Origin of the sequence: Rhizobium sp. 862_C5_N1_2 (assembly GCF_051811205.1) — a bacterium.
Classification (GTDB): Bacteria; Pseudomonadota; Alphaproteobacteria; order Rhizobiales; family Rhizobiaceae; genus Rhizobium; species Rhizobium leguminosarum.
The window spans coordinates 3666971-3686582 of the sequence record NZ_JBPWPT010000001.1 but is presented as its reverse complement, the minus strand read 5'-3'; the positions used below and the strand labels follow the sequence as shown (position 1 = coordinate 3686582).

The 19612-nt window shown below is 61.6% G+C and carries 18 protein-coding genes and 1 other RNA gene; 7 read left to right on the top strand and 12 right to left on the bottom strand.

Annotation, left to right across the window (positions count from 1 at the left end; all coding sequences use genetic code 11):
* Positions 1 to 139 precede the first annotated feature (139 nt).
* Positions 140 to 304 (top strand): hypothetical protein, encoded by a 165-nt coding sequence (locus ACD590_RS18395; RefSeq protein ID WP_018243475.1) that lies wholly within the window; start codon positions 140 to 142, stop codon positions 302 to 304.
* Positions 305 to 349: 45 nt separating this feature from the next.
* Here ACD590_RS18395 and ACD590_RS18390 read toward each other — a convergent pair whose 3' ends face one another.
* The 8 genes from ACD590_RS18390 to tkt form a co-directional block, all read right to left on the bottom strand.
* A complete protein-coding gene (locus ACD590_RS18390; protein WP_018445940.1) occupies positions 350 to 1273 on the bottom strand; it encodes a PhzF family phenazine biosynthesis protein in 924 nt (307 codons plus the stop codon).
* 157 nt (positions 1274 to 1430) lie between these two features.
* A complete protein-coding gene (locus tag ACD590_RS18385) occupies positions 1431 to 2456 on the bottom strand; it encodes a class I fructose-bisphosphate aldolase (RefSeq protein ID WP_018243473.1) in 1026 nt (341 codons plus the stop codon).
* Between the two features lie 211 nt (positions 2457 to 2667).
* A complete protein-coding gene (locus tag ACD590_RS18380) occupies positions 2668 to 3882 on the bottom strand; it encodes a phosphoglycerate kinase (RefSeq protein WP_439003141.1) in 1215 nt (404 codons plus the stop codon).
* A 70-nt stretch (positions 3883 to 3952) separates the two neighbouring features.
* Positions 3953 to 5827, bottom strand: coding sequence for a potassium/proton antiporter (locus ACD590_RS18375; RefSeq protein ID WP_026188519.1), 1875 nt, complete (start codon positions 5825 to 5827; stop codon positions 3953 to 3955).
* A gap of 491 nt (positions 5828 to 6318) precedes the next feature.
* Complete coding sequence (locus ACD590_RS18370) at positions 6319 to 6498, bottom strand: hypothetical protein (RefSeq protein ID WP_018445937.1); 180 nt, start codon at positions 6496 to 6498, stop codon at positions 6319 to 6321.
* Between the two features lie 266 nt (positions 6499 to 6764).
* Positions 6765 to 7079 (bottom strand): hypothetical protein, encoded by a 315-nt coding sequence (locus ACD590_RS18365; protein WP_018243469.1) that lies wholly within the window; start codon positions 7077 to 7079, stop codon positions 6765 to 6767.
* 349 nt (positions 7080 to 7428) lie between these two features.
* Complete coding sequence (gene gap / locus ACD590_RS18360; RefSeq protein ID WP_026188518.1) at positions 7429 to 8439, bottom strand: type I glyceraldehyde-3-phosphate dehydrogenase; 1011 nt, start codon at positions 8437 to 8439, stop codon at positions 7429 to 7431.
* An 82-nt stretch (positions 8440 to 8521) separates the two neighbouring features.
* Positions 8522 to 10495 (bottom strand): transketolase, encoded by a 1974-nt coding sequence (tkt, locus tag ACD590_RS18355; protein ID WP_113543669.1) that lies wholly within the window; start codon positions 10493 to 10495, stop codon positions 8522 to 8524.
* Between the two features lie 333 nt (positions 10496 to 10828).
* Between tkt and ACD590_RS18350 the strand changes: the two genes are divergently transcribed.
* The 3 genes from ACD590_RS18350 to ssrS all read left to right on the top strand — a co-directional run bounded on the left by ACD590_RS18350 (position 10829) and on the right by ssrS (position 11725).
* Entirely contained in the window at positions 10829 to 11104 is a 276-nt protein-coding gene (locus ACD590_RS18350) for a DUF4164 domain-containing protein (protein ID WP_012758879.1), read from the top strand.
* Between the two features lie 15 nt (positions 11105 to 11119).
* Entirely contained in the window at positions 11120 to 11497 is a 378-nt protein-coding gene (locus ACD590_RS18345) for a cell division protein ZapA (protein ID WP_018243466.1), read from the top strand.
* 69 nt (positions 11498 to 11566) lie between these two features.
* Positions 11567 to 11725: non-coding RNA, 6S RNA (gene ssrS / locus ACD590_RS18340), on the top strand.
* 81 nt (positions 11726 to 11806) lie between these two features.
* Here ssrS and ACD590_RS18335 read toward each other — a convergent pair.
* The 4 genes from ACD590_RS18335 to ACD590_RS18320 form a co-directional block, all read right to left on the bottom strand.
* Complete coding sequence (locus ACD590_RS18335; protein ID WP_439003140.1) at positions 11807 to 13294, bottom strand: esterase-like activity of phytase family protein; 1488 nt, start codon at positions 13292 to 13294, stop codon at positions 11807 to 11809.
* A gap of 249 nt (positions 13295 to 13543) precedes the next feature.
* Positions 13544 to 14527 carry an NAD-dependent epimerase/dehydratase family protein gene (locus ACD590_RS18330; protein ID WP_439003139.1) on the bottom strand — a complete coding sequence of 328 codons (984 nt, stop codon included), beginning with the start codon at positions 14525 to 14527 and terminating at the stop codon, positions 13544 to 13546.
* 97 nt (positions 14528 to 14624) lie between these two features.
* Positions 14625 to 15161: a helix-turn-helix transcriptional regulator gene (locus ACD590_RS18325; RefSeq protein ID WP_439003138.1), complete on the bottom strand. Its 537-nt coding sequence runs from the start codon at positions 15159 to 15161 to the stop codon at positions 14625 to 14627.
* A gap of 76 nt (positions 15162 to 15237) precedes the next feature.
* Complete coding sequence (locus ACD590_RS18320; protein ID WP_439003137.1) at positions 15238 to 15570, bottom strand: ArsR/SmtB family transcription factor; 333 nt, start codon at positions 15568 to 15570, stop codon at positions 15238 to 15240.
* 70 nt (positions 15571 to 15640) lie between these two features.
* Here ACD590_RS18320 and ACD590_RS18315 point away from each other — a divergent pair, with 70 nt between their 5' ends.
* The 3 genes from ACD590_RS18315 (at position 15641) to ACD590_RS18305 (ending at position 19610) form a co-directional block, all read left to right on the top strand.
* Positions 15641 to 16123 carry an SRPBCC domain-containing protein gene (locus ACD590_RS18315; RefSeq protein ID WP_439003136.1) on the top strand — a complete coding sequence of 161 codons (483 nt, stop codon included), beginning with the start codon at positions 15641 to 15643 and terminating at the stop codon, positions 16121 to 16123.
* 135 nt (positions 16124 to 16258) lie between these two features.
* Complete coding sequence (gnd, locus tag ACD590_RS18310) at positions 16259 to 17290, top strand: phosphogluconate dehydrogenase (NAD(+)-dependent, decarboxylating) (RefSeq protein ID WP_130683851.1); 1032 nt, start codon at positions 16259 to 16261, stop codon at positions 17288 to 17290.
* Between the two features lie 208 nt (positions 17291 to 17498).
* Positions 17499 to 19610 carry a mechanosensitive ion channel family protein gene (locus ACD590_RS18305; protein WP_439020940.1) on the top strand — a complete coding sequence of 704 codons (2112 nt, stop codon included), beginning with the start codon at positions 17499 to 17501 and terminating at the stop codon, positions 19608 to 19610.
* Positions 19611 to 19612: the final 2 nt, after the last annotated feature.

Genomic DNA, 19612 nt, shown 5'->3' with positions numbered 1-19612 from the left:
CATAAGGCAGGACCTGCGTCAGCCCAGCCTCAAGATGATTGATTGTGCCCCGGAATGTCTTTACGGCGTGTCGAGATCCTCTTGTTCGCGCGGAAAAATGTCCGTCCTGTGACATTCCGAAAAACGGAAAAAATAAAGCATGACAAAGCTGATAGCCTTGCTGCTCATCCTTGCCATGGCGATACAGCTGATCAAGCCGCTCGGGCTTCCCGGCCTCCGACGGCGGATGGATTTCTGGAAGATCGCGCTGATCGCTTTCGGCGTCTGGGCAGTGGCTCTGCTTTCACGCGACTTCATGATGTAGCCCCTGGATTACGCATAACCGGGGGCGACGACCCCACCGGGATCGTCAGTCCTGCAAGCTTATTTCTCCGCACATGACGGAAACGCAGCCTCCGGAGATGACGACATCGCTGACGATGCCGCCGGACTTCGCGACATCAAGGGTGATGACGCTGCGGCGGCCCATTTCGACGCCCTGTTCAATGGTGATGCGGGCGTTCATATCGGCCTCCGGCGCAAGTGAGACGAGATAGGCGCCAAGCGCCGCAGACGCGCTGCCCGTTGCCGGATCTTCGGGCACGTTATCGAGCGGCGCGAACATGCGGGCGCGGATATTCCATGGATTTTCGGCTGTCCTCACATAGAGGAAGAGCGAGAAGTCGTGGCCGCTCGTCGCCTGGCGGCCGGCAGCTGCCTGAAACCCGGCAAGGTTCGGGCGGGCGGCGGCCAGCGCTTCGAGCCCGTTCAGCTCTGCAATGGCGAAGTTCAGGCCGACCGAGGCGAAGACCGGGGCATGGGTGGTGCTGACGATGACGCCAGGGTCGAGCGAGACGCAGCCGGCGACGGTTTCCTCGGCAATGATATCGCCGATCGCCAGCGGCTGCGGTGCGCGGATGGCGGCAGCAGCAACCTTTCCGCCGCTGCGTTTCAGGCTGACTTCGACGACGCCAGCCTTTTCCTCGAAGCGCAGCGTATCGCCGACCGGCTTGCCGAAGATCTCCGCCTGCTGGCCGAGCACATAGGCGGTGCCGACGTTCGGGTGGCCGGCGAAGGGTATTTCCATCGTCGGCGTGAAGATGCGCACGCGGGCGGAATTTTGAGCGTCTTCCGGCGGCAGGACGAATGTGACTTCGGAATAGTTGAACTCGGTGGCGATCTTTTGCATCGCCGCATCGCTCAGACCGCGCGCATCGGAAATGACGGCAAGCGGATTGCCCTCGAAGCGAGTGGAGGTGAAAACATCGACGGTGACGTAGGAGAGGGTGTTCATGGCGGCTCCTGTTGTGACAGGCCGCTATGAGTAATCACGGTTTTCGAGGGAACGAAGCGGTTTCTTGTCGCCGTGACAATGGGAGGAAGGGGAGAGGGACGGGGCAGGGGCGGCTACACTGCTTTTGCCGCCCCTGCCCAGTCCTAAGCGTTAATAATCACGCGGCCTTTTCCAGGTCCTTCTTCCAGTTACCCTTGGCGGCGAGGCTGTTCATCTCGGCGCGGTGGGTGAATTCGCGCTGGCCGGCGGCGACGTTTTCCTGCTTGCCGCTCCAGGCCTTGAGCGCGCTGTCCTGCAGGGCGCGGCCGTAGGAGAAGGTGACGAACCAGGGCAGGCCGCCGGTGGCATTGATCGCCGAAAGGTGGGCTGTTGCTTCTTCGGTCGTCTGGCCACCGGAGAGGAAGGCGATGCCGGGAACGGCTGATGGAACGGTCGCCTTCAACACCTTGACAGTGCGTTCGGCAACTTCCGCGACCGAGGCCTTGCGGGCGTTCTTGCCGTCGATCACCATGTTCGGCTTCAGGATCATGCCTTCGAGGTTGACGCGGGCATCGGCGAGTTCCTCGAAGACGATGCGCAGCGTGAACTCGGTTACTTCGGCGCAGCGGTCGATATTGTGGTCGCCCGGTTTGCCGTCCATCAGGCATTCCGGCTCGACGATCGGAACGATCCCGGCCTCCTGGCAAAGTGCGGCATAACGAGCAAGCGCCTGAGCGTTGGCGCGGACGGAACCGCGGGTCGGCAAGGTCGACGAGATGGCGATGACGCCGCGCCACTTGGCGAAGCGGGCGCCGGCTTCATAATATCTGGCAAGTCGCTCGCCGAGGCCATCAAGGCCTTCGGTGATGGTTTCAGCGGGATATTTGGCCATCGGCTTGGCGCCGGTATCGACCTTGATGCCTGGAATGGCGCCGGCAGCGCGGATGATATCGACGAAAGGCGTGCCGTCCGCGGCCTTCTGGAACAGGGTCTCTTCGAAGAGGATGACGCCGGAGATATATTTCTTCATCGCTTCGTCGGAGCGGAAGAGCATTTCGCGATAGTCGCGCCGGCTGGTTTCGGTCGATTCGAGATTGATCGCGTCGAAACGCTTCTTGATGGTGGAGGTCGATTCATCGGCGGCGAGCAGTCCCCGGCCGCCCGTAACCATCTGCACTGCAATGTCTTCCACTCGTTCGCTCATTTCGTTCTCTCCACAACAATAAACATCGGCACTTCAGGAATATAGAACGCGGATAACAGAAGTTTATAGGGAGGAAAATGGAAGGCTAAGTCATTGAAACGATTGAATTCAATTCAATCGTTTGAAAGTTGGGATTTTTTTCGTCCTCTGAGCAAAAGACCGCGGAAGCTTCTTTTCTTCCGCGGTCTATCCACATGTAAAATCTGCGAAATCAGTCTTGCGGATTATTTGCAGCGTTGAGGACCGCGACGCCGGGAAGCTCTTTGCCTTCCATCCATTCGAGGAAGGCGCCGCCGGCGGTCGAAACATAGGTGAAATCGTCGGCAACGCCGGCATGGTTGAGCGCCGAGACCGTATCGCCGCCGCCGGCAACGGAGGTGAGCTTGCCGGCTACCGTGCGCCCAGCAGCGTATTTCGCGGCAGCGACGGTTGCGGCATCGAAGGGTTCGATCTCGAAGGCGCCGAGCGGGCCGTTCCAGACCAGGGTTGCGGCGCGCTCGATCCAGGCGTTAATGGCCTCGACGGATTTCGGGCCGACATCGAGCACCATGGCGTCGGCGGGAATGGCGTTAATATCGACCGTCTCGTTGGCGGCGCCTGCCTTGAACTCGCGGGCGATCACGCCATCCTCCGGCAGGATGATGGCGCAGCCGGCGGTGGCGGCCTCGATCATGATCTGCTTGGCGGTTTCGGCGAGATCATGTTCGCAGAGCGACTTGCCGACATTGGTGCCGCGAGCGGCGATGAAGGTATTGGCCATGCCGCCGCCGATGACGAGCGCATCGACCTTCTTCACGAGGTTCATCAAGAGGTCGATCTTGGTGGAGACCTTGGCGCCGCCGACGATCGCGACGACAGGGCGAGCCGGATCGCCGAGACCCTTTTCCAGCGCCTCCAGCTCTGCCTGCATGGTGCGGCCGGCATAGGCCGGCAGGTGGTGGGCAAGACCCTCGGTCGAGGCATGGGCGCGGTGGGCGGCCGAGAAGGCGTCGTTGACATAAATATCGCCGTTGGCGGCAAGCGCCTTGGTGAGGTCGGGGTCGTTCTTTTCTTCGCCCTTGTGGAAGCGGGTGTTTTCCAGAAGCAGGATATCGCCGTCATTCATCGCAGCAACGGCGGAGGCGGCGGCCTCGCCAATGCAATCGGAGGCCGTCAGCACGGCATGATCAAGCACTTCCTCGACGGAAGGGGCGATCAGCGACAGCGACAGCTCCGGCGAAGGGCCATCCTTCGGCCGGCCAAAATGAGCCAGCAGGATCACCTTGGCACCCTTTTCGGACAATTCCAGGATCGTTGGCGCCACACGCTCGATGCGCGTCGTATCGGTGACCTTGCCGTCTTTCACCGGGACGTTGAGGTCGACGCGGACGAGAACGCGCTTGCCGCGGATGTCGGAAAGATCGTCGAGGGTCTTGAAAGAAGGCATGGGGAGGATCCTGTCGTGGTTGGCGAAAGTTGCGCCGAACATAGCAAGGATCATTCGAGACGCAAGGCGTTCAACGGCCGTTTTCGCGTGTGCCTTCGTCGCGTCCGGCCGGCGCTTTCGGCGTGCTTTCGGAGGCCTTGGTTTCCCGGTTCCGGCGTCCGTTCAGTCGGTCGCGGATGCGCTGGGTGATGTCCTTGAGATTGATGAAGATCGGCAGCGTAATTGCCGGTTCGACTGCTTCGAGCGACATGCCGACGGAGGTGATGTGGTCGTGCTCGTCGAGATCGCGGACGATGAGGATGATCGAGCCGAGGCGGACGCGGTCGGCATAATCGGCCTTGCCGCCGAGGCGCTGCCGCATCAATTCGGCGATCGTCAGGCCCTTTTCGGATTCGTTGAGCAGGCCGGGGCCATAGGCGGCGTCGAGATCGGCGGCGGGGCGGGCGGGGGAGAGCGCGAAGGCTCCGAAGAATTCGGCATCGTCGTCATCCACCGGCGCCCGGCTGGCGAAGAGACGGTCGAGCAGCCGGGAATAGCTCGGCACGATGAAGAGGTAGACAAGATCGTGCTCGCGCAGCCGCCCGGCATATTGGTAGCGCATCGACTTGCCGTCGCGGATGACCAGCGAGGGTGTCGCCCAGCGCGGAATACGCTCGCCGCGCAGCACCGGGCTATCCTTGATGACGCGGTAGGAGAGCAACTCGTGGTTGGCCGCCCCAGGCAGATCGACCTCGACCTTATCGACGGCGCCGATGCGCGGCGGAATGATCAGCCCGAGCTTCTTGGCGACGGGCTTGATCGTCCAGCCCTGGAGAAGCAGCGAGACCAGCACGATGATGAATGCGGTGTTGAAATAGATCTGGCCGTTCTCAAGCCCGCCGAGGATCGGCATGATGGCAAGCAGGATGGAGACGGCGCCGCGCAGGCCGACCCAAGCGACGAAGCCGATTTCCTGCTGGGTATAATCGAAGGGAAGCAGTGACAGCCAGACTGCCAACGGTCGGGCGACGAAGATCAGGAAGAGAGCGAGCAGGATGGCGGGCACGATGATGACAGGAAATTGCGACGGCGTGGCGAGCAGGCCGAGCACCAGGAACATGATGATCTGCGCCAGCCAGGTCATGCCGTCCTGGAAGCGTTTGATAGTTCCGATCGCCTGCATCTTGCGGTTCCCGGCGTAGATGCCGGCGACATAGACGGCGAGGAAGCCGCTGCCGCCGACCGCGCCGGTGAAGGAGAAGACGAGAAGAGCGAGCGCCAGCACGAAGATCGGCGTCAGGCCGCGATCGGTATCGAGCTTGCTGACGATCAGCACGATCATCATGCCGCCGAGCAGGCCGAGAATGACGCCGAGGCCCATCTGCTGCACGAACATGGCGAGCATGCCGATATTGATGCCGGCGTAACGCTCGCCGCTCGCCAGCACCTCGACAAGGGCGATGGTGAGGAAGATCGCCATCGGATCATTGGTGCCGGATTCCACTTCCAGCGTCGAGCGCACCTTGTCGCGGATGTTGATGCCGCCGATGCGCAACAGGAAGAAAACGGCGGCGGCATCCGTCGATGCGACGATCGAGCCGAGCAGCAGACCTTCCAGCCAGGTGAAATTCAACAGCCACATGGCGGCCAAGGCAAAGAGCGAGGCAGTGATCAGCACACCGACGGAGGCGAGCGCCAGAGAGGGCACGGCCGCCAGCCGAAAGGCCTGCATCGGCGTGCCGAAGCCGGAATCGAAGAGGATCACGGCCAGCGCAATGGAACCGAGAATATAGGCAAGGTAATTGTTGCTGAACTCGATGCCGAGGCCATCGACGCCGGCCGCAAGGCCGATCATCAGGAAGAGCAGCAGCAGGGGGGCGCCGAAACGGAAGGCGAGCAGGCTCGAAAAAGCGGCAAGAAGCACGAGCGCCGTCGAGACCAGCACCACGATATAGAACGCTTCCATGCCCACCCCTTTCCATCGACTGCTTCGCGAACACAGCCGCCCCGGCCGATCCGCCCTATTTCAAACCCTCCCTCACGCGCGATCCATCAGTAAACGGCAAAACGTCAGAGAAGGGTAGGCCTTGCGGCTTAACCTCGTCGCGATGCTGCTTCATGCTGCTGAACGGCTGCCGGACGGCCAACCGACACGGAATGCTACGGGAGAAACTCTCTATAAAGAATGTATAGGAAAATCAGGCGAGAGCAGGGCAAAAGAGACAGGCACGGATTTTTCCTGCCGGTATCTGCGAATGGCAACAGGATAAGACACGCTCCTCCTTTCACGCGGCCCGTTTGCCTTGTCCAATGACGGGACGAATGGATTGCAGGCGCGGATGCGGAGAGTTGGGAAAATGAACGCGGAGATTTTTCGATATCGGGTAGGACATACCGGCGGCCCAGCGAGAGCAGCCGGCTGTCGTTTTGTGCCGGAAGCGACCGGCACTTGCTCTGCTATCCCAACACTGCCTGAAGCATGACGATGGCAAGAAACGAGAGGCCAATGAACGCGGCAACCCAGATGACCAGACGATTAGCCTTTGCCAGCACGGCGGGTCTGACGTCCCGCTTGGGGTGAAATCGCTGCCGCCGTTTGAGGGTGGTGTGGGACAAGCGTTTTTGTGCCTCTACCATTTATCACCTCCACTTGGCTCATTTTAGCCATTGTGCAGCGCTGTGCATTTCCTCAATCTAGCACGCTTGGCCAGCGGATTGCCAACCCGTGATCCATCCTTGCGGCCAGGGAATTCGTCGACGATGGTTTCGCGCAGGGACGCCTATCGAATTCGAACCCGAGGCCGCCTCAACTGCGCCGCCATCCTGTCCTGCGAACGGCGGCGCCATATCGAACCCGTCGCTTCGATATGACGTCGAAACCGGAAAAAGATGCGGATCGGCGGTCAGTCTTCTGTGTCCTCGCCCTCGTCGGTCAGATCCGCGACCGGGACCAGGAACACGACGAACTCGTCCTCGATGGTCCGTTCGGGATCGTCGTCGAATTCATAGGCGTGCTCGACTTCGCTTGCTTCCTCGGTGGTCGCCTTGCGCAAGCTCAGGGCCGCTTTGCGGTCCCACAGGGGCTTGCCTTCGGATTCCAGGATGGTCAGATCGTCGCGAAAGTCTTCCGCCTCGAAGAAATGCGTCGCTTCCTCGTGATTTTCCGAGCGAAAACTGGCAACGGCGCGGCCGGCGATTTCAACGGTAAAGTAATCCATCCAACTCTCATTTTCATGCGGACGACAGTGCTGCCGCACGGTATTGGCGTGGCCGCGCCTGGCCGGTGGCCAATGCGCGAGGAAACTGGGCATTTCGAATGTCCAGGGTGATGTATTCTAGCAGATCTCATCCGGGCGATGGACGAAAAGATGCCGGAGCGGTTCAGCTTCTCATCGAAGCGCAGAACCGCTCCAACTTTTTGTTTTTACGCAACTCCGGACGGAAAACCGCTTCGCACTTTTCCTGGAGTTGCTCTGGTGCGGGGAAGGCCGGTTTTGTTCGGAAGGCATGGCAACAAAAAGCGGCCCGGTTTCCCGGGCCGCTTGCATGTCGATGCCTGAAGAGCGCTCAGATGAGCTTGGCGAAAGCGACTGCCGTGTCGGACATGCGGCTGGAGAAGCCCCACTCGTTGTCGTACCAGGACAGGACGCGCACGAAGCTGCCTTCCATGACCTTGGTCTGATCGGTTGCGAAGATCGAGGAGTGGCTGTCGTGGTTGAAGTCACGGGAGACGAGCGGCTCGTCGGTGTAGCCGAGGATGCCCTTCAGCTTGCCGTTTGCAGCAGCCTGGATGGCTTCGTTGATTTCGCCAACGCTGGTCGCCTTCTTGGCGACGAACTTGAAGTCGACGACGGAAACGTTCGGGGTCGGAACGCGGATCGAGGTGCCGTCGAGCTTGCCCTTCAGATGCGGCAGAACGAGGCCGACTGCCTTGGCAGCACCCGTCGAGGTCGGGATCATGGAAAGGGCGGCCGCGCGGGCGCGATACAGGTCCTTGTGCATCGTGTCGAGCGTCGGCTGGTCACCGGTGTAGGAGTGGATGGTCGTCATGAAGCCGTGGTCGATGCCGACGGCGTCGTCGAGAACCTTCACGACCGGCACCAGGCAGTTGGTGGTGCAGGACGCGTTGGAGATGACCAAGTGCTCCTTGGTGAGCTGGTCATGGTTGACGCCGAAGACAACCGTCAGGTCAGCGCCATCGGCGGGCGCCGAGACGATGACGCGCTTGGCACCAGCCGTCAGGTGGGCGGCAGCCTTGTCGCGGGCGGTGAAGATGCCGGTGCATTCCATCGCGATGTCGACCCCGAGTTCGCGGTGCGGAAGCGTTGCCGGATCCTTGATCGCCGTGACCTTGATCGGCTTGCCGTTGCCGACGATGATCGAGTCGCCCTCGACCTTCACCGTTGCCGGGAAGCGGCCGTGGATCGAGTCGTAGCGCAGCAGGTGGGCGTTGGTTTCAACCGGGCCGAGATCGTTGATGGCGACGACTTCGATGTCGGTGCGGCCGGATTCGACGATGGCGCGAAGGACGTTGCGGCCGATGCGGCCGAAACCGTTGATGGCAACCTTGACTGTCATGTTCATTCACTCCCGATAGAGTAGGGCCCGATAGGTGAGGGCCTGGAATTGAGGAGATGGAGAGCGCCTCAAGGCGCCCTCATTAAAGCTTTGCTTCCGCGGCCGCAACGACGGCGTCGGCGGTGATGCCGAAATGCTTGTAGACTTCCTTGACCGGGCCGGAAGCGCCGAAGCTCTTCATGCCGATGAAAGTGCCTTCCGGTCCGATGAACGCATCCCAGCCTTCGCGAACGGCGGCTTCGACGGCAATCTTGACCGGCGAGTTGCCGAGGATTTGCTTGCGATAGGCTTCCGGCTGCTCGAAGAACAGTTCCGTGCAGGGAACCGATACGACGCGGACGGTGACGCCCTTGGCTTCGAGTGCCGTACGAGCCGCAACGGCGATTTCGACTTCGGAGCCGGAGGCGAAGATCGTCACCTTGGCGTCGGCATTGCCGGCGAGCACATAGGCGCCCTGTTCGCAAAGGTTCTTCTCGCTGTATTCGGTGCGAGCCGCCGTCAGGTTCTGACGCGTCAGAGCAAGGCCTGAAGGACGGTTGTGCGTCTTGATGGCGATCTGCCAGCATTCCGCCGTTTCCGTGGCGTCGGCCGGACGGAAGACCATCAGATTCGGGATGGCGCGCAGACCGGCGAGCTGTTCGACGGGCTGGTGCGTCGGGCCGTCTTCGCCGACGCCGATCGAGTCATGCGTCAGGACGTGAATGACGCGGATGCCCATCAGCGACGCAAGGCGGATCGGCGGGCGGCAATAATCCGAGAAGATCAGGAAGCCGCCGCTGTAGGGGATGAGGCCGCCATGCAGCGCAATGCCGTTCATGGCAGACGCCATGCCATGCTCGCGGATGCCCCAATGCATGTAACGACCGGCGAAATCAGTCGGGGTGATCGAATGCATCTGGCTGGTCTTGGTGTTGTTCGACGGAGTCAGGTCGGCGGAGCCGCCGAGCGTTTCCGGCAGGAAGCCGTTGATGACCTCGAGCGCGTCTTCCGAAGCCTTGCGGGTCGCAACCGTCGGCTTGGTCTCGGCGAGCTTCTTCTTGTATGCGCTGATCGCGGCGTCGAAGCCTTCCGGCAGCTCGCCTGCCATGCGGCGGGTGAACTCGGCCCTGGCCGGAGCTTTGGCGAGGCCGTCTTCCCAGGACTTGACGAGCTTGACGGAGCGGGCGCCGGCTGCACGCCAGCTGTCAAGGACATCAGACGGGATGACGAAGGCTTCGGCTTCCCAGTTCAGCGCCTTGCGGGTGGCAGCGATTTCCTCGGCGCCGAGCGGGTTGCCGTGGACCTTGTGGGTGCCCTGCTTGTTCGGGGCGCCAAAGCCGATGATCGTCTTGCAGGCGATGAAGGTCGGGCGGTCGGACTTGTGGGCAGCTTCGATCGCGTCGGCGATGGCGGCCTGATCGTGACCGTCGATCTCGATCGTGTTCCAGTGAACGGCCTTGAAGCGGGCGATCTGATCGGTGGAATCCGACAGCGACACGGCGCCGTCGATGGTGATCGAGTTGTTGTCCCAGAACAGAACGAGCTTGTTGAGCTTCAGGTGGCCGGCGAGCGCGATGGCTTCATGGCTGATGCCCTCCATCAGGCAGCCGTCGCCGCAGATCGCATAGGTATAGTGATCCTGGAGATCGGAGCCGAATTCCTCGCGCAGCTTGCGTTCGGCAATCGCCATGCCGACGGAATTGGCAATACCCTGGCCGAGCGGACCGGTGGTCGTTTCGATGCCGGTCGCGTGACCATATTCCGGATGGCCGGCGGTCTTCGAGCCGAGCTGACGGAACTGCTTCAGATCTTCGATCGTCATGTCAGGATAGCCGGTCAGATACAGCACCGAGTAGAGCAGCATCGAGCCATGGCCGGCCGACAGCACGAAGCGATCGCGGTTCGGCCAGTGCGGCTTCTTCGGATCGAACTTCAGATATTTGGTGAACAGGACCGTTGCCACGTCAGCCATGCCCATCGGCATGCCCGGGTGGCCGGAGTTCGCCTTTTCAACGGCGTCCATGGCGAGAAAACGGATCGCATTCGCCATCCGGTCGTGTTGTTCGGGAGAGGTCATGGCTTTTCCGCAAGTTCCGGGTGTCGGGGGATGGCCTCGAGCCTCCAAGACCATCGAGTGAAAGCGGCAGAGACATAGCAGTTGGGACGGGCAAGTCAATAAATGGCGGGCCAAATCCGGGCGGGCAGCGGCGATTTTTGACATTTGATCGCGCGATTGTACAAATGACGAATTTGATGCGACGAGCATGTGGAAAACGCTCATCCACAGGATAGGCTGGCGGACAAGTGACAGGATTTATTGACGGGCCGTCGGCGAGCTGCATATCCTTTTGAAATCACAGGATCGGCGCGGCGTGCCGATTCGCGGATCCTGCGCGGGAATCGGAAAGACATGATGCCCACAGGCAAAACCATGGAAGCAGCGCTCAACGAATTGAGACAGGCGATTTCGAGCCTCGAAAACGCCGTCGACATGCGCGTCGAGCGGCAGCGCGAGCAGGGCGAGATCGAGGGCGAGGTGCGGCGCGTGCACGCCGACCGCTCCCGGCTGGCGCAGGAGCTCGATCAGGCCGAATTCCGCGCCAACCGGCTGGAAGAGGTCAATCGCGAAGTATCGCGGCGGCTGGTGACGGCGATGGAAACGATCCGCGCAGTTCTGGATCGCTGATAGAAAGAGTTTGGCATGGCGCAGGTGACGGTAACGATCGACGGCAAGGCCTATCGCATGGCCTGCGAGGAAGGGCAGGAGGATCACCTGACCGATCTCGCCACCCGTTTCGACCGCTATGTCGGCCATCTCAAGGACCAGTTCGGGGAAATCGGTGATCTCAGGATCACCGTCATGGCCGGCATCATGATCGTGGACGAGATTGCCGAGCTGACGCGCCGCGTGGCCGGATTGGAATCCGAGCTCGAGTCGCTACGCGGCAATCGCGATACGGTGCTTGCTGCGACCGCCCGGACCGAAGAAAATCTTGCGGCAGCGCTGAGCGAGGTCTCGAGCCGCATCCGCGGCATCACCGACAAGCTGAATGGCCGGTCCGCCCCGGAACTCAATTGATCTCAATTAAATAGGGGCGGCCTTCCGTCGCCACTGGCGCGTCAGCGCAAACAACCTTATATATCGCCATGCGGTCTGCGCCTCTCGACAGGAACCACAATCCCTGGGGCCATACTCGATCCAAAGGGAGCTGTCCCTGGCCAGGCCCGTGGGCCTGGACACACGGCGCCCACCTACGTTTGTAGGCACCCAGGATCGTAAACATCCATCGGTGGTCGTGGATCGCACCCTTCCCTTTTATCGTCGGCAGGGATTCCGGATATGGCGGGCGAACGCGCGGCTTCCGCGTCCGCCCTTGTCAGTGCGCGACTACTTCTTCAGACCTGGAAGGGTGACCTGAAAGACCTGGAACATGGTGTCGACGTCGGCACCGCCGTCCGCCTTGTAGGCTGCACCCACCTGGAAACCATCCTGCGTCAAGAAGTCGTTGTCATTGGCGACGAACAGGAAGTAGTCGTCCGGCAGGTTCGGGTCGAGAACGCTCGCAAGCCCCATGGCTTCCCATTTTTCCGACAGATTGTTCTTGTCGTTCGGCGTGCCGTTGTGCAGGCCGAAGCGGGCAAGCTCGGCCTTGTCGTTGAGATCGATGAAGGGTGTCAGCGTCGCCGGCGTCAGCGAGGGATCGACGACGCCCTTCGGCGCGATCGGCTTGCCGGCGTCGAAATCGCTGCCGGCGATGTCGGTCGCAGCGGAAACGTCGACAATACCGACCTTGCGGTAGAGCGAGGTGTCACCCTTCAGGCCCTGGCCGTTGCCGCTGTCGCGGGCGAGCATCAGAAAGGTCTTGTCGGAAAGAGCGACGATTTCGCTCTCCGCGGCGATCGTCGTCTTGTCCTTGGCGTCCTTGAAGACCGGCAGCGGTACGACAGATTCGTGCACCAGTTTCAGATGATCGGGATCGGCGGCGTCATAGATCATGGCGCGGGTATTTTGGCGGGTCGAGCCGGAATCGCCGCCGTCCTGGCGGGCAGCCGACTGCAGCACTGATATGATGAACTTACCGTCCGGCGTCATCGCCATGCCTTCGAGACCCTGGTTGTTCTGGCGGCCGGTCTCTGGATCCTTCGGGTCCGGCGCGGATGCGCCGGGGCCGGGATTGTTGGAGGCGAAGCTCAGCGCGCCCTTGCGCATCGGCAAAAGAGCTTTCGGCGGCTGGGTGGCAGACAGCAGGTGGCCGTCGGCCGAGAAGTGATAGATATAAGGGCCATATTCATCGCTGACGAACATGGTACCGTCGGCCATGCGGATGATGGCTTCATTGTCGAGCGCGATCTTGCCGTTCGTCGCCTGCGGCAGCGGCGGAAAATCGCCGGCAGCGGGGCGGACGGCGGATTCCGGGTCGAGACCCGTCATGTCGCCACCCTTGTCGTCGATGAAGAGCGTGGAATCGACGAGCTTTGCGTCGACGCCAGACTGTTCCTTGCCGGCCTCGGGTGCCGCACCCGGAGCGGTCGGTGTCAGGCCGATCGAGATGGTGTTCAGGCGGGGCCGATAGTCGACGGTGCCAACGGCGTTGTAACCGCGGTCGGGCAGCAGGTAGAGCGTGCCCTTATAGCTGGCGCCGTCGCGGCTCCAGGCGGCCTGATCGACCGCCATGCCCGAGCCGGAACCGAAGGTCTCGCCGAATTTGTCGCGCTCGTTGGCCGGGATACGCCCGATGCCGACCAGGCCCTTGTTGACGAAGGTGAGGCCACCGACGGTGGCGGAATTCTCGGCACTTGCGACGGCCGGAATGGCGGCGGATGCGGCGAGAACCGCGGCGAACAGCCGCGATGCGTACGGTCTTATACTCTTCATGGAAATACCCTCTCGGTCAAAAGCGCTCTCGAAACGGTTTCCGCCTGCAGGCTGGACACCGCTTCAAATGACACCCCGGCCTGGATTCGATTTCCCGATGGCACAACAGGCCCTGGATTTCGTCGCCCCATATCCCCGGCAGACGGTCTATGACGGGATCATGATATCTGGATGACACTTACTTCTCAGTGAAAGCGTCGTGCTGAAGACGATCTCAGCTTTCGGCTATCCGCATTCCAGCTCGCTGCTCTATCCGACCGGATAAGGCCCTTCGGCAAAGATTTCGTCGTGGTAGCCTTTGGAGCCGATATCCAGTGCCAAGGGGCTTCGCCATTCCCTGTCGTCGCGCAGGCAATCGAGAACGAAACGGAAATCATATCGCGGCTGCCAGCCGAGGTCCCGTCTTGCGCGTTCGTTGACATAGACACGGTCGAGCGCCGGAAACATCTTCCAGCCGCGTGACGCGTAGAGGGCGCCTGCACCCGGGAATAGCCGTTCGACGACATGAGGCGCGTTATGCCTGATCGCGGCAAGATCGCTCGCCGAAAACGGCGTCGTGGCGGAGACGATGTAGCGGCCAAAGCCGATTGCCGGCGCCTTTTCCTGCGCCAGCAGATGGGCGCCGACCACATCGCTGATGTCGACGCGGCGGTGAAGAAGCTCGTTGGCCTGGGCATTCTCCGCCGAATATCTGTTGCGAATGGCGGGGTCGTCGTCGTTTTCGGGAAAGAAGCGCGACGTCCTGAGAATGACCACCGGCAGGCCGGATTTGCGGGCAAAGAGTTCGCACAGGCCTTCGGCGGCGAGTTTCGTTACGCCGTAGATGTTTTTTGCGACGGAAAGCACGTCCTCGGTCACCCATGCCGCCGGTTCTCCGGCAACCGGCGTCAATGCCGCGCCGAAGGTGCTGGTGGTGCTGGTGAAGACGAAGCTTGCGACGCCTGCGGCGGTCGCCTCTTCGAGCAGGTGCAGAGTGCCGGCGATATTGGTGTCGAGGAAATCGTAATTGCCGTGGGTCGCTACATGCGGCTTGTGCAGCGTCGCGGCATGGATGACGTGGCTGATGCCTGACATCGCCTGCCGGACGAAGGCGCGATCACTGATCGAGCCGACCATGTCGGTGAAAGCCGAGGGCATGATATCGATGCCGCGCACCCAGCGGCTTTCCGCCCTCAGCGTTCGCATCAGCGCCTCGCCGAGATGGCCGGCACTTCCGGTCACCAGTATCGTCATCACATCGTCTCCTAACCGTTCGGCGGCGGACGCTATAAAGACTAAGGTTTCCAGACAACGCATAAATTATGCATGGGAATGCAGGAAAGCTGCAGCCTCAGCCGATGGTCGTGACGAGACGGCCGGCGCTGCCATCGGAAAGCATGATCCTTTCCCAGGTCACGCGGCCGGCGGCGATCGGCAGCAGAGCATTGCCGTTGGCGCCGGTTTCGAGGGTCAGCGACGAGAGCTTACCCGTGTGCCAGCCGCGCTCCTCCAGCGACTGCTCTGCGGCGGCGATCTCGGCGGAGGCGTAGGAGAACAGAGAACGGCCGAGAAAGGCGCCGAGCGGCGCCCGCCACTCCGCCTGCCGCGGGCGGGAGGCGGAGAGCAGCCGGTGGGTGCGGTCGCAGATCAGATGCACCGGCCGGACGGAATCCTCGACCAGCCGCTTCAGCGCCGCATCGACTGCTGCATGTCGCGGCGAGGCGAAAATCCGTTCCAGCTTGCCGGCCGTTTCGGGTGATAGGGCGAGCTGATCGCGCTCCCAGCGTGAGATCGTCGCCTGGTTGACGCCGAGGAGCTCGGCGAGATGTCCTTGCTTCATGCTGCGCAGCAGCCGCATGCGGCGTATGCCGGCTCCCGATATCGTCATCCGTCTGATCCCGTGCCGTTTTTGCCAGCATAAGGCTTCGGCGGACCGGGCGGCAAGGCGGTTTGACGCCGGGTCATTATTCAGGCTGACCTTCCAGGTCGCCTTTCAGCCGGTCGAGGATAGAGAGCGCATGGCCGGCATAGGCGCTGATCCAGCGGTCATAGATATGCTTGATCGGCAGGCTGTTCAGGTGGTTCCAGCGCTCGCGGCCCTCCTTCCTGGCGATGACCAGGTCGGCCTCCTCCAGCACCTTCAGATGCTGCATCACCGTGCAGCGGTCCATCTGCGGAAACATCTCGCAGAGGGTCCCTGTGGTTCGGGGGGCATCCTTGAGCAGATCGAGGATTTCGCGGCGGCGATGATGCGCCAGCGCCTTGAAGATAGGATCGTCGGTTGATTCACTTGACATGTTATGTTTTTATAACATAATGAAGCCAAGTACAACGGAAACAGCCACAATGGAGAAGAGGAGAAGTGTCATGTCTCCCGGAATCCGCGTTTCCGGCCGCATCGGCCGCCCCGTCGCCGAGGTGTTCGATGCCGTCGTCAATCCGAAGAAGCTCAGCAGCTATTTCACCACGATTGGCGGGGCGAGCGCGCCGCTCGTGAAGGGCACGACGGTGACCTGGTGGAAGGATGCGCCGGTCGAGGTGGTCGAACTGGTGCCGGAAAGTCGCATCGTGCTGCGCTGGGATGGCGGCACCGGCGAGGACGAAGCAAGGTACAAGACGCTGGTCGAGATGAACTTCAAGCCGTTGGAAGACGGCGGCACCTTGGTGACCATTGCCGAGACCGGCTGGCGCGAAGACAATGCAGGCCGGCGCGGCACCTATCTCAATTGCGAAGGCTGGACGCAGATGCTTTGCTGCATGAAGGCTTTTGTCGAATATGGCATCAATCTGCGCGAGGGCATGTTCCTCAGCGAAATGAAGGGTGAGCCGGCCAGCGCGCCGGACATTTGACAGGACGTCGGTCTCAAGGAGGTCAGTGGCGCAATCGTCGCATTCGCCAATATCACCGAGACTTCGCTTGCCTGTCACACTGCGGGTGCTAATTTCCGGATTCGATACTTCATTTCGGTTTCCAGGAGATTCATTATGCAGCTTGGCATGGTTGGTTTGGGCCGCATGGGCAATTATATGGTCCAGCGCTTGATGCGAGGCGGTCACGAATGCGTCGTCTACGACGCCAGGCCGGAAAGCGTTGCCGAGCTCGCAGGCCTCGGTGCGATCGGCAGTGCTTCGCTCCAGGAATTCGTCTCGAAGCTCACCCATCCACGCGCCATCTGGCTGATGCTGCCGGCGGCGATCGTCGACAAGGTGCTGGCGAGCCTGGTGCCGCTGCTTGAGAATGGCGATATCGTCATTGACGGCGGAAACTCTTATTACCATGACGACATCCGCCGCGGCGCCGACCTCATCACCAAGGGCATCCACTATGTCGATGTCGGCACAAGCGGCGGCGTCTTCGGCCTCGAGCGCGGTTATTGCCTGATGATCGGCGGCGAGAAGGGTATCGTCGAACACCTTTCCCCGATCTTCGCGACGCTGGCACCCGGCGTCGGCAAGACGGAAGCCTCGCCGAACCGGAGCGTTGAAGCGGCTGCGGCCAGCACCGCGGAGCAGGGCTACCTGCATTGCGGTCCGCATGGCGCCGGTCATTTCGTCAAGATGGTGCATAACGGCATCGAATATGGCCTGATGGCCGCCTATGCCGAAGGCATCAACATCCTGAAACACGCCAATATCGGCGCAGCCTCGCATGAGACCGATGCGGAAACCGCGCCGCTCGCCCATCCGGAACATTTCCAATACGACTTCAACCTTCAGGATGTCGCCGAAGTCTGGCGCCGCGGCAGCGTCATCACCTCCTGGCTGCTCGATCTCACGGCCGATGCGCTGCATGCTGACCCCGCACTATCGAAATATGCCGGCCGCGTTTCGGACAGCGGCGAAGGCCGCTGGACGATCATGGCGGCAATCGACGAAAGCGTGCCGACGCCGGTGCTGAGCGCTGCGCTCTACGGTCGCTTCTCCTCGCGCGACAATGACGAATTCGCCAACAAGGTGCTGTCGGCGATGCGTGCGGGCTTCGGCGGCCACGTGGAAAAACCGGCCGCGAAATCCTGAAGGCAAGCGACTTCACTCACCGTTCCGACAAAGCCGTCATCCTGACGTAGCGAGCGCAGTGCTTCGTTTCGAGGAGGCGGCGACGTTTGCCTTTACTAGCCATCGGTATGGTTTCCCTACTGCTTGCTGGCGGCAACGGTCGCGAGTATCCATTGCAAAGTGTCGGCGCTGCTTTGCACAAGCGACCGACATTTCATTGGAGGCGGTCATGGAGCGTGGCATGGCATGGGGCTTGAAGGCCGTCATATCAGGCATACTGGCATTGCTTGCGCTTTTTTCGGCGGTTTCGCCTGTCTTTTCACAGACGCCGCCGGCGCAAGTGCCGGCCGCGGCCGCCCCGCCGGCCGAAGTGCGTGAGATGATGGAGCTCATGCAGACTCCTCAGGTCAAACAATGGATGTCGACGCAAATGGCGACGGCGCCCGCGAGCGATTCGGCGGCCAGCGACCAGATGTCGGTGCTGTCAGGTCTGCTCCAGCACGCTCGCCGGCACGTCTCGATGGTCTCCGATGCGGCAATGACGCTGCCCTCGCAGGTCGGCCATGCTTCCTCGCTGTTCTTCGGTGAAATCGCCGCCACCGGATGGTCGCGCATGGTGGCGCAGTTTCTGGCGATTTTCCTGCTCGGCACCATCGTCGAGCGCATTGCCCGCTATGCCTTCCGCCGCCGCCGCCAGGCGGCGCAGATGGCGGGCATGCATCTCGCCCCGCGCGTCATACCGGCGCTGATCTTCGCAGTGGCGACGGCGCTTGCTCTTCTCAGCGTCAGCTGGCCGCCGGTCAGCCAGAGCATCGCGATCGTTTGCGTTGTCGCGCTTGTGGTCCAGCGCTTCACGATTTGTCTCGGCGGCGTACTGGTCGATCTCATCGGGCTTGCGCGGGTGGAGGAAGAACGACAGGGTATCACTGATCCGATCATGCCGGCGCGCGCGGTTGCATTCTTCTGGTATCGGCGCTGTGCGACTTTCGTCATCTATTTCATTTTCGGCTGGGCGGTGATCCAGTCGATGGAGCCGCTCGGTTATTCCCCGAGTGTGCGGCTCCTCGTCGGCTACATCCTGGGCATCGGCCTGCTGCTGATCGCCATCGAGGCGGTCTGGTCGCGGCCGCACAAGGACGAGAAGCGTGGTCACGGGACCTCCTGGGCGCTCACCGTCTATTTCCTGTTGCTCTGGAGCCTCTGGGTCGCAGGCTTCAACTGGCTGCTCTGGCTCGGCATTTACGTGCTGCTGCTGCCGCGCGTGCTTGCCGTCTCGACGATTGCGGTAAAATCGCTGCAGCAGACCGAAGCGAGCTTCCTTGCCACGCGCCGCATTGCAGCCGTGCTGCTCGACCGCGGCGTGCGGGCGCTGATCATTGCCGTTGCCGCCATCTGGCTTGGGCATATGCTTGGCGTCGGCGCCGATACGATGGCCGCGGGCGAAACGATGATCGACAAGATCGCGCGCGGCGTGATCGGCGGCATCGTCATCCTGCTTGCCGCCGATCTGCTCTGGCATGTCATCAAGGCCTATATCGACGGCAAGCTGCTCGATTCATCCGTGGATGGCGGAGCAACGGATGAGGAGAAGGCCAAGCGCGCGCGGATACAGACGCTGCTGCCGATCTTCCGCAATATTCTCGCCGTCGTGATCGCCGTCATTGCCGTTCTGATGGTGCTCTCCGGCCTCGGTATCGAGATCGGGCCGCTGATCGCCGGCGCCGGTGTCGTCGGCGTCGCAGTCGGTTTTGGCGCGCAGACGATCGTCAAAGACGTCATCAGCGGCATGTTCTATCTCTGGGACGATGCCTTCCGCATCGGCGAATATATCGAAAGCGGCAGCCACAAGGGCGTGGTCGAGGCCTTCAGCCTACGCTCGGTGAAGCTCAGGCATCATCGCGGGCCCCTGACGACTGTACCCTTCGGTGAACTCGGCGCAGTGAAGAACCTCAATCGCGACTGGACGATCGACAAGATCAGCCTCAACGTCAAATACGACACCGATCTCGTCAAGGCGAAGAAGGTGATCAAGCAGATCGGCCAGACGCTGCTCGAAAATCCGGAATTCGGTCCTCATATCATCGAGACGCTGAAGATGAAGGGTGTCGAGCAGTTCGGCGAATTCGCGATCGAAATCCGGCTGTCGATGATGACGAAGCCTGGCGAGCAATTCGTCATCCGCCGCAATGCGCTGGCGATGATCCGCAATGCCTTCCAGGAAAACGGTATCGAATTCGCCGTGCCGACGGTGCAGGTGGCAGGCGATCGCGACGCGGAGGTGGATGCTGCCGTCGCGCGCTACGCCGCCCATGCGCGGGCGGGCGGCGAGCCGGCGGCGTGAAC

What these genes read in the sequence shown, in the direction of transcription:
- ACD590_RS18395 (WP_018243475.1), top strand. Translation starts at nt 140, where the DNA reads ATGACAAAGCTGATAGCCTTGCTGCTCATCCTTGCCATGGCGATACAG.
- ACD590_RS18390 (WP_018445940.1), bottom strand. Translation starts at nt 1,273, where the DNA reads ATGAACACCCTCTCCTACGTCACCGTCGATGTTTTCACCTCCACTCGC.
- ACD590_RS18385 (WP_018243473.1), bottom strand. Translation starts at nt 2,456, where the DNA reads ATGAGCGAACGAGTGGAAGACATTGCAGTGCAGATGGTTACGGGCGGC.
- ACD590_RS18380 (WP_439003141.1), bottom strand. Translation starts at nt 3,882, where the DNA reads ATGCCTTCTTTCAAGACCCTCGACGATCTTTCCGACATCCGCGGCAAG.
- ACD590_RS18375 (WP_026188519.1), bottom strand. Translation starts at nt 5,827, where the DNA reads ATGGAAGCGTTCTATATCGTGGTGCTGGTCTCGACGGCGCTCGTGCTT.
- ACD590_RS18370 (WP_018445937.1), bottom strand. Translation starts at nt 6,498, where the DNA reads ATGGTAGAGGCACAAAAACGCTTGTCCCACACCACCCTCAAACGGCGG.
- ACD590_RS18365 (WP_018243469.1), bottom strand. Translation starts at nt 7,079, where the DNA reads ATGGATTACTTTACCGTTGAAATCGCCGGCCGCGCCGTTGCCAGTTTT.
- gap (WP_026188518.1), bottom strand. Translation starts at nt 8,439, where the DNA reads ATGACAGTCAAGGTTGCCATCAACGGTTTCGGCCGCATCGGCCGCAAC.
- tkt (WP_113543669.1), bottom strand. Translation starts at nt 10,495, where the DNA reads ATGACCTCTCCCGAACAACACGACCGGATGGCGAATGCGATCCGTTTT.
- ACD590_RS18350 (WP_012758879.1), top strand. Translation starts at nt 10,829, where the DNA reads ATGATGCCCACAGGCAAAACCATGGAAGCAGCGCTCAACGAATTGAGA.
- ACD590_RS18345 (WP_018243466.1), top strand. Translation starts at nt 11,120, where the DNA reads ATGGCGCAGGTGACGGTAACGATCGACGGCAAGGCCTATCGCATGGCC.
- ACD590_RS18335 (WP_439003140.1), bottom strand. Translation starts at nt 13,294, where the DNA reads ATGAAGAGTATAAGACCGTACGCATCGCGGCTGTTCGCCGCGGTTCTC.
- ACD590_RS18330 (WP_439003139.1), bottom strand. Translation starts at nt 14,527, where the DNA reads ATGACGATACTGGTGACCGGAAGTGCCGGCCATCTCGGCGAGGCGCTG.
- ACD590_RS18325 (WP_439003138.1), bottom strand. Translation starts at nt 15,161, where the DNA reads ATGACGATATCGGGAGCCGGCATACGCCGCATGCGGCTGCTGCGCAGC.
- ACD590_RS18320 (WP_439003137.1), bottom strand. Translation starts at nt 15,570, where the DNA reads ATGTCAAGTGAATCAACCGACGATCCTATCTTCAAGGCGCTGGCGCAT.
- ACD590_RS18315 (WP_439003136.1), top strand. Translation starts at nt 15,641, where the DNA reads ATGTCTCCCGGAATCCGCGTTTCCGGCCGCATCGGCCGCCCCGTCGCC.
- gnd (WP_130683851.1), top strand. Translation starts at nt 16,259, where the DNA reads ATGCAGCTTGGCATGGTTGGTTTGGGCCGCATGGGCAATTATATGGTC.
- ACD590_RS18305 (WP_439020940.1), top strand. Translation starts at nt 17,499, where the DNA reads ATGGAGCGTGGCATGGCATGGGGCTTGAAGGCCGTCATATCAGGCATA.